8 protein-coding genes are annotated in these 8,050 nt (G+C 62.5%); 5 read left to right on the top strand and 3 right to left on the bottom strand.

Features of this window, described 5'->3' with window-relative positions:
* The first annotated feature begins 441 nt into the window (after nucleotides 1-441).
* Both ACSSVZ_RS27550 and ACSSVZ_RS27545 read left to right on the top strand, forming a co-directional pair.
* Nucleotides 442-612: a hypothetical protein gene (locus ACSSVZ_RS27550; protein ID WP_453974066.1), complete on the top strand. Its 171-nt coding sequence runs from the start codon at nucleotides 442-444 to the stop codon at nucleotides 610-612.
* A gap of 394 nt (nucleotides 613-1,006) precedes the next feature.
* A complete protein-coding gene (locus ACSSVZ_RS27545) occupies nucleotides 1,007-1,966 on the top strand; it encodes an ArdC family protein (RefSeq protein WP_453974065.1) in 960 nt (319 codons plus the stop codon).
* A 311-nt stretch (nucleotides 1,967-2,277) separates the two neighbouring features.
* On the opposite strand, the gene ACSSVZ_RS27540 is transcribed toward ACSSVZ_RS27545, so the two are convergent.
* Complete coding sequence (locus tag ACSSVZ_RS27540) at nucleotides 2,278-3,132, bottom strand: type IV toxin-antitoxin system AbiEi family antitoxin domain-containing protein (RefSeq protein ID WP_453974064.1); 855 nt, start codon at nucleotides 3,130-3,132, stop codon at nucleotides 2,278-2,280.
* Nucleotides 3,133-3,370: 238 nt separating this feature from the next.
* Between ACSSVZ_RS27540 and ACSSVZ_RS27535 the strand changes: the two genes are divergently transcribed.
* On the top strand, nucleotides 3,371-3,880 hold the full coding sequence (locus ACSSVZ_RS27535) for a hypothetical protein (protein ID WP_453974063.1): 510 nt from the start codon (nucleotides 3,371-3,373) through the stop codon (nucleotides 3,878-3,880).
* 598 nt (nucleotides 3,881-4,478) lie between these two features.
* Nucleotides 4,479-4,769 carry a DUF736 domain-containing protein gene (locus ACSSVZ_RS27530; RefSeq protein ID WP_453974062.1) on the top strand — a complete coding sequence of 97 codons (291 nt, stop codon included), beginning with the start codon at nucleotides 4,479-4,481 and terminating at the stop codon, nucleotides 4,767-4,769.
* A 34-nt stretch (nucleotides 4,770-4,803) separates the two neighbouring features.
* On the opposite strand, the gene ACSSVZ_RS27525 is transcribed toward ACSSVZ_RS27530, so the two are convergent.
* Nucleotides 4,804-5,034 (bottom strand): hypothetical protein, encoded by a 231-nt coding sequence (locus tag ACSSVZ_RS27525; RefSeq protein WP_453974061.1) that lies wholly within the window; start codon nucleotides 5,032-5,034, stop codon nucleotides 4,804-4,806.
* A 518-nt stretch (nucleotides 5,035-5,552) separates the two neighbouring features.
* Complete coding sequence (locus ACSSVZ_RS27520) at nucleotides 5,553-6,848, bottom strand: FAD-dependent monooxygenase (RefSeq protein ID WP_453974060.1); 1,296 nt, start codon at nucleotides 6,846-6,848, stop codon at nucleotides 5,553-5,555.
* A 403-nt stretch (nucleotides 6,849-7,251) separates the two neighbouring features.
* Between ACSSVZ_RS27520 and ACSSVZ_RS27515 the strand changes: the two genes are divergently transcribed.
* The gene (locus ACSSVZ_RS27515) at nucleotides 7,252-7,809 is read left to right on the top strand and encodes a TetR/AcrR family transcriptional regulator (RefSeq protein ID WP_453974059.1); all 558 of its coding nucleotides are present in this window, start codon (nucleotides 7,252-7,254) and stop codon (nucleotides 7,807-7,809) included.
* Nucleotides 7,810-8,050 lie beyond the last annotated feature (241 nt).

Raw genomic sequence — 8,050 nt, 5'->3', positions numbered from 1 at the left:
CGCCTCGGCTGAAGCCTTCCTGCACGCCGCCTCCGTCATGCTCCTCGCAAGACGTCTGGCCCGCGCTCCATGAGTTTCGAGTCCGACTCTAAGCGAGTCTGGACGCGAAGGCGGATCCGCAGGTGAGGCTGAGCGCGAACACAGCCTGGGCAGATTTCGGGCCCCGGCTTGTGGCGGTTTGGCGACAACCGCGGACGAGCGAAATTCGAAGGCGGGCCGCAAGCCATGAGACGCCGACATGTCCCGATTCGTCTCCCGAACGATCGACATCATCCGCTCTTCCGTGATCCTCGATTCGCGCATCTTCCGTCCATGCCGGAGGGTAGTCTCTCAACCAATCTTTGATCCGAAATTACCGGGGCAGGGCACCACGCCTTCGGATCGCTGGATCCAACAGCCGCCAACGCCTTTGCCGCCGGCACGACGTTCATCCAAGCCGGCGTGCCGATCGTCGGGGACGTGGCTGTCATCGGCGCCGGATTGAACTTCGAGCTCGGGCCGGACAAGTCGATGGGCATCGCCTCCGCCACGCTGGGCGTCGCCTCCGACGGTCAGTGCGGATCCGGCGTCACCGACAACGCCGTAACCGGCCGGCTGACGGTCAAGTTCTGACAGGGAAACTCGGAGCTTCGGACCTCCAAGAGACGCGAATCTGAAGGCACCCGAAGTGGTCGCGCCAAATGCTGGCCATAGCTCCCTCCTCGCCCTCTGCCGGCTGCGGGTGCGGCCGAATGGTCGGGGTGGCGTGGCAGGCACTCCGGCGGCGGTCTTTGTCCCCACCGGTCCGTCCTCCGTCTCTCCGCTCAAGACGCCCGCATGTCTTTCGGCCTTGCCCCCAGATGGCAGCTCTGACCGGGGCCGCCGCCCAGCCCAACGGTTGCGCCGTCCTCCTCTCACGTTGCGATCCTTCGGATGCGCCGGCCGGCTCTGAGGCCCCGGTTTGTTCGAGGCCATCGCGAGGCCGTTCGAAAGGCAGCGGCCAGAGAGACCCAAGGAGGACAGACCGATGACAAAGACGACCAAACCCCGCACCGACGTGCACGCCGCCATCACCAACACAATCGTGGCCGCGATCGAAGCCGGAACCGAGGCCTGGCAGATGCCCTGGCATCGCGCAGGCGGAGCTCTCTCCCGCCCGGTGAACATCGCAACCGGCAAACCCTACCGTGGCATCAATATCCTCGCCCTGTGGGTGGCAGCCGAGACGCGCGGCTTCTCCCGGCCCGAATGGGGCACCTACCGCCAGTGGACCGCCAAGGGGGCCCAAGTGCGCAAGGGCGAGAAAGGCACCACGACCGTGTTCTACAATGACCTCACCGTCGATCCTGACGATACCGCCAACCAACCCGATGCCACATCTCCTGAGCGCCGATGCGTGGCCCGCGCCAACATCGTCTTCAACGCCGACCAGGTGGACGGCTGGGAGCCGGTCCCGGCTGAGATGCCCTCAGCAGGCGAGGGGTTCGCGCCGGTCGTGAACGCCGAAGCCTTCGTCGCCGCCACCGGTGCCGATATCCGTCACGGAGGCGAGGCAGCCTTCTACCGGCCCCCCACCGATCACATCCAGATGCCGCCCAAGGAGGCCTTCCACGGCAGCGCCACCAGCACGCCCGCCGAGGCCTACTACTCCACCCTCTGTCACGAGCTGGTGCACTGGAGTGGTGTCCCCCACCGTCTGGACCGGGTCCTCAAGACCCGCTTCGGCAGCGAAGCCTATGCCGCCGAGGAGCTCGTCGCCGAACTCGGAGCCGCCTTCCTCTGCGCAGACCTCGAGATCAGCCTGGAGCCTCGCCCGGATCACGCGTCTTACGTCGCCACCTGGCTCAAGGTCCTCAAGAACGACACCCGCGCCATCTTCACCGCAGCCTCCAAGGCCCAACAGGCCGTGCAATTCCTGCACGGTTTCGGGGAGGAAGACGCCGCCTCAGGCGAGGCGGACGCGGCCACCGAACAGGTGGCCGCGTAGAGCGGTGGCTCAAAACGGACTGGGCCCGAGAGACCCTCGTCTTCATACAGGAGGTTAATGTCGAAGGAATCGCGCGGGCGCTGACGATCGAGCGGTGTGAAGCTTTTCCGCCATAGGAGTCCTCGACGGCAACTAGCCATTTCAGCTTCGCGCTGGCCAATAGGCAGGCGAGTGAAGCCGATGTCCACAACAGGCGCGGAATGTCGCGATAGAGCAGCTTGATCTCGGCCCGCCCTTTTTCAGGCGAACAGCCCCTCATTGGCGGTATCCGCCAAGAGGCCCGAAGGAGCCGGAGTCGGTCCACATCGCAATCAAGCATCCGCGTCAGCGTCCTGGGGCACGAATTCCTTCGGTACGGTGATGCGGTAGGTCGGATGGAACTTGCCGCCCGCAACAAGGGCCCGCGGCCCGGAGCCGAGGCTGATCTTGTCGACATCCAAGTGCTTGCGCCAGACATGCTGATGGTGATCGGCAAAGACGAAAAACAGACGTCGCACCTTTACGGTGCGGCAGGCCATGAGCTGTGTCATCAACTGCTTCGGCCGCAGCTCCGTCAGGCTCCGGAAGATCCTGTGCAGGTGCTCAAAGCTGGTCTCATTGTACAACTCGTCGAGGGCCTCGAGCACCGCCCGCTCTGGAGATGACATCGTCATCGGCCAGCACCTGACGTTCACAGCCGAGCCGCCTATTTGGACATCGCGATCGACGTCGATGATGCCCGTGTTGTCGTCACCGAATAGAGTGCGCCGATGCACGATGATTTGTGCGTTGCTGGGCAGCCGCTTCAGCCAGGTCGGCACATTGCCATAGAGATAAACACGCGGAGTTCCACCGAGCGGCGGGTAATGTGCTCCGTCGGCCTGCTCGAGCGCGCTCACGCCTCCCAGGTGAACGTCATAATTCATGACCTGTTGGAGGGATAGAAGGACGCTGTCCCATGGGACAGCGGGCTGAACCTTTACGCCGTCCGGCAAGGGGCGGCGATAGACGCCCCGGATGACCCGCTCCAGCCTTCCCCGCGACACGTAGTCGTGGATCGACTTGGCGTCGATTCCCCGGGCCTTGAGCCAGGGGGTGTCCACCAGGAAACCCGGCGGCACCTTCTCCATGAGGAATTTTAAGCGTGGCTGCCGTTGAAGGCTCATACCCATCAAAATCGCATACATTCAAAGCTTCGTCATTCGATGAGTTACTTTAAATCGATCTACATGGCTATGTGCCCTTGAAAATCGATGAATTCAGACGCCGTGACGATTCCATTAACGACGTCCGCCCCGAGAACTGGATGGGTTGTCGCATTGAACTGCCGCCCTCCCGTGAGGCGGAGTAGGTTTTCGACTTTGATTTTATCCAAAAGAATAGGATATTTTGTTATAATGTATGTAACACTAACAACGACTTTTGATGGAAATGCTGAAATCATACACAAAGTACGAAGATATATTGCGAATAATTGACGAGAATACCAACCTCCTGACGGAGGATGAGCAAGCGGGGCTCGAGGTCGCGGCTGCTGCCATTCTGGCAGAAGACGACCTGCCCGACGATGTCATCGAGGACGCCCGGGGCATCGCGGCACGACATGGCCGTCGCGAGACCGACCGCCTCCGCCAATCGGCAGCACCCGGTTGGGACCCCAATGACCGCATCGCAATCGAGACCGCGCTGTCCGACCTTGATCCGGACAATCCGATTGCCTTGGCCGTGGCCGAGCGGATCCGGGACCTGACCGGCCGCTACTGGCTGTATGCCGAGAAGCTCGGCCACGTCCCGACAGAGCTCGTGCTGGTCAGGCCAAAGACGGCGTTGGACGAGATCGCCTATCGGCTGCACCTGGAAGCCATCGCAGACGCGACCGGTCGGGCCGTCACCGTGGTGTGGGTCGACGTCGACGACATGCCGACCAACCAATAGCCACATTCGGATCTCCCGCTCCAATCCGCGCGGCGATGCCGTCGTGGCCGCAGTCGCTGAGAATTCGGCAAGGCGTTCCCGGCCCCGGAAACCGATCTGCGTTGTGATCTCGGTGCGCATGGGTCGGCCATCGTAGACGGGCGTCATTCACCGCGACACTGTTGTGATGACCTGGCCTGTTCCGTTGCAGCGGGGTCCGTTCCTCTTGCGGGAATGGGTGGAGCGTCCTTTCGCCACGTTGCCTCCCGAGCATCCGCCACCTGGCCATTCGCTCATATTTCCCAATGCCGAATGTGTCGCTTCATCAGGTGACCAAGGGTCCGGTTGCCATGGCTCCTTTCGCCAGGCGCATCGTCGCTCCCTGCGTCCTTTCCTTTGCATGGCGGACCTGGCCCCGGCGCCGTGCCCGGCAACGGCGTGCTTCGACTTTTCTCCCCTGACCTTCGGTCATTCCGCGCGGAACAGATAAGTCGGCGCGTGCCGTCGTCCGCTTCGCTTCCGCCCTTCCGGTGCAGGGCCCAGCCTCGACCGGGACCGACGGTGAGCCATGGAAAGGTCGCGAGGAGCGCGGCCTCAAACACACCGAAAGGAGAATGACATGGCAACCATCGGAACCTTCACCAAGACCGAGCGCGGCTACACCGGCGACATCCAGACCCTGACCTTCAAGGCGAAGGTGGCGCTGACGCCCACCAAGAGCGGCGGCGAGACCGCTCCGGACTTCCGGGTGACGGCAGGCACCGCCGAGATCGGCGCGGCCTGGACCCGCACCAGCGAGGCCGGCAACAGCTACCTCGCCGTGAAACTGGACGACCCGAGCTTTCCGGCACCGGTCTACGCCAACCTCATCGAGCGCAACGGCAAGCAGGTGCTGATCTGGACCCGCTGACGACAATCGGCCCCGCCCTCGCGGCGGGGCCAGTTCATTTTACGAAGGAGATTTCGATCACGAAGACGACAACATTTCCATCAGAGACGATGTCCTGTGACGACGGGCTCGTAGCCCATTCGAGTCTTCGACACATCTTCCAACTGGAGCCGAACTTGATGGAGTTCGACATGAGCCGCACCCGCGGGATCGACAGCGATCCGGTCCAGCAGGCCATGATCGCAGCGCTCGGCGGCTTCGCGAAGGTGACGGATAGCTCGATCATCGCGGAGGGCGTTGGAAACTGGCCCCGAACTCGATTGCCTGCGCAGACTGCGTGTCGGCTATGCCCAGGGCTACCATCTCGGCCGACCCGTGCCATTGGAACGAGCATTGCAGTTGCGTTTTATCGCGACGTCTGAACCCATGAATTTCCAAGATTTGGAGGTCATGGATGACGGGAATTGCTCTCGATCGACTGGAACTGCCAAGTGAGGCGAGATGTTGCTGGCCTCTGCTCAGCCGCCGGTTCGACCCGACCTCTCCCTGTGGGAGAGGTCGGGTCGAAGGCCCGGGTGAGGGAGCAAAGGTCGGCGTCAAGCCGGCTTGCCGGCCCGTCTGACTGACTCCGCCTGATCTCATGCCGCAATTGGACGCGGATAAGATGCTCCAGCACTTTGGAAGCGATCAGCGGGCGTTCAATCGATGCCGATTGAACGCCCGCTGATCTAGCGTCTAGGCCCCCAACAGCCGTCTCGACCTCACTGGGGACCCCTTTATCGAGACTCCACGCGACCTCAAGGGTCAGGCGTTGTCCAACTCCGCAAACTCGCGCGCCAGCGCCTGGCGGATGGAGGGGAGGTGACCGACAAATGACATGGCCGCGTTTCGGGCCATGCGTCCGACGGGCGAAGACACCGCAGCCGCACGTGTCATAATATCCGTAAGGCCGACCACTCGCTTCGCCACATCGTGACGGGCGGATGCCCAAGCATCGATGTCGGCTTCGGTGCCCGTGCGAAGCACTTCGTCGAGATGGGGTGCAAGTGTCACCGCATCCTGAATGCCGGTATTCATACCCTGCCCGCCCGCAGGGCTGTGCAGATGGGCGGCGTCCCCGCACAGAAGAATCCGTCCGGCCCGCGGCGTCGAGACAACGCGATGATGGATGTTGAAACGCGAGGCCCAGATGGTCTCGCGCACCTGCACATCGCTGCCGATGCCGCGCGTCTCAAGCAGATTTTGAACGAAAGGAACATCAAGCGTTGCCGGGGCTTCGTCGGCCGTCGCGACGATCCGGTAGCGATCGGGTGCACCCGGAAGAGGCGCCACCATGACGAAGCCTTCAGAATGGAAGAACAACGTCACCTCGTCTCGACTGATGGGCCAAGCCATATGGGTGTCCGCCAGGATGAAATCCTGCGGGTAGGTGCCGCCGTCGAAGTCCACACCGGCGGCGACCCGCGCAAGGCTGTGCGAGCCGTCGCAGCCCACCACCCATTTCGCGGTAACCGTCTTGGTCTTCCCCTTGTGCAGGATATCCGCTTCCACATGATCCGTGGCGGGCCGCAGGGCCGTCGCCTCCGCCGGCCGCAACACATCGCCGCCAAGTTCCTTGAGACGCGCCAGGAGAATCGATTCGGTCCAGTCTTGCGGAATCATCAGGGCGAAGGGATAGGCGGATGGCAGCTTGTCGAAGTTCACCGTCGCAAGGGTTTTCGCGCCTTCGCGCACTTTGAAGACGGGGACCTTGAGGCCCTGGGCAAGGAGAGCGGGAGTGACGCCCAGAGGCTCCAATACCTCCAGAGTGCGAGCATGCACAACGGCAGCGCGGGATGTGTTGGCACCCTCCGCATGCTTTTCGATGGCGAGGGCGTTCACGCCCAGCCGGCGCAGCTCGCCGGCGAGCGTGAGGCCGGTCGGCCCTGCGCCAATAACGAGGACGTCCACCATGTCGGGCAAATTCATCATGATCTCTACCCCCAAGCTCGCGCTCATTGCGCCGGGATAGATCGGATAAATCCCCGCTGCGAAAAAGTCAACGATCGATGACTTGATGGCCGGCCGGTATGAAACTGGATGCAGCGTTGCTCCACCCATGGCGATGGGGCGCGATCAAGCCCACGATCCAACATTGTAATCGCACGGCTCAAACGGCGAATCGGACGTGTCTCGCCGGCCTGCACGACACACTCGATGCGCGCTCCTGCGGCGATGGGGGTCTGGACGTGTGTTTGGATCTGACCGGATCAGTTTCCCTGATCCGCGTCGACGTTGTTCGGTGAAGCCACGTATTCTGTGCTATTGTGGCTTCTGGCGACTGAGAGACGGCACCGAGTTCCCCGCTTCGTGGGCATGGTGACCGCGCTGTTTCCGTTGGTGACGGCTTCGGCTGCACCAACGGTTCTGTCGAGACACGCTCGCAGTCAATGACATAGTCCCGAGCAGGTCCCCACGAAGCGCTCGCCAGCTCTACCATCGGAACCATCGCCGACCGGAACGAATGCAACCCCCACCCAAACAACGCAAGTTCGAACGCACCAAGGCCAGAATTGCGCAAGCTGCCACAGCCCTCTTCGCCGCGAACGGCTATGAGCGAACTTCTGTGCGCGACATAGCCGCTGCCGCCGAAATCGATCCAGCTATGGTGCTGCGTTATTTCGGAAGCAAGGAGGCGCTATTCACCGAAGTTGCGACCTTCAGCCTCAATCTGCCCGACCTTACGACGGTGGAGCGGGAGACCGTAGGGGAGACCCTGGTGCGCCACTACCTATCGGTCTGGGAAGGGGACAGCAAAGGACTGCAAATCTTGCTCCGCTCCGCACCGTCCAACGAGGTTGCTGCCACGCGGATGCGTGAGGTGTTTGCGGGACAGGTGCTGCCAACCATTGCAAAAGTTGCTCCCGACCGCCCTGCCGAGCGGGCGGCCCTCGTGGGGACGCAACTGCTTGGCCTCGGCTTGACCCGCTACCTTCTGAAGCTACCGCCTATGGTGAACATGCCGAGCGAAAGGCTGATCACGGAGCTCGGGCACACGCTTCAAGGCTACATTTTCCACTAATCATACCGCGTCAGAAATTGCGGACCCGACGCGGGCTGTCCATGGCCCTTGTGCAGCACGGACATCGTTGCCGGCGTTTGGCCTGCTGCCGGTTTTTCGGACACGCATTTGGGCTAACATAGCTCGTTGCTCGAACTCGACGGGGCTTGGCCTGCCCCATCGAGGTGGCCGGGGCGTAGAGTTAGAGTCCGGCGGTTAGGGCCGGCGGATGTGCCGACACGGCGCCAGGGTAAGGTGACCA

This window comes from Amorphus sp. MBR-141 (assembly GCF_053628695.1).
Note: the sequence above shows the minus strand (reverse complement) of the source record. Positions and strands in the feature narration are given on the sequence as shown.

What these genes read in the sequence shown, in the direction of transcription:
- ACSSVZ_RS27545 (WP_453974065.1), top strand. Translation starts at nt 1,007, where the DNA reads ATGACAAAGACGACCAAACCCCGCACCGACGTGCACGCCGCCATCACC.
- ACSSVZ_RS27540 (WP_453974064.1), bottom strand. Translation starts at nt 3,132, where the DNA reads ATGTATGCGATTTTGATGGGTATGAGCCTTCAACGGCAGCCACGCTTA.
- ACSSVZ_RS27535 (WP_453974063.1), top strand. Translation starts at nt 3,371, where the DNA reads ATGGAAATGCTGAAATCATACACAAAGTACGAAGATATATTGCGAATA.
- ACSSVZ_RS27530 (WP_453974062.1), top strand. Translation starts at nt 4,479, where the DNA reads ATGGCAACCATCGGAACCTTCACCAAGACCGAGCGCGGCTACACCGGC.
- ACSSVZ_RS27525 (WP_453974061.1), bottom strand. Translation starts at nt 5,034, where the DNA reads ATGATCGAGCTATCCGTCACCTTCGCGAAGCCGCCGAGCGCTGCGATC.
- ACSSVZ_RS27520 (WP_453974060.1), bottom strand. Translation starts at nt 6,848, where the DNA reads ATGGGTGGAGCAACGCTGCATCCAGTTTCATACCGGCCGGCCATCAAG.
- ACSSVZ_RS27515 (WP_453974059.1), top strand. Translation starts at nt 7,252, where the DNA reads ATGCAACCCCCACCCAAACAACGCAAGTTCGAACGCACCAAGGCCAGA.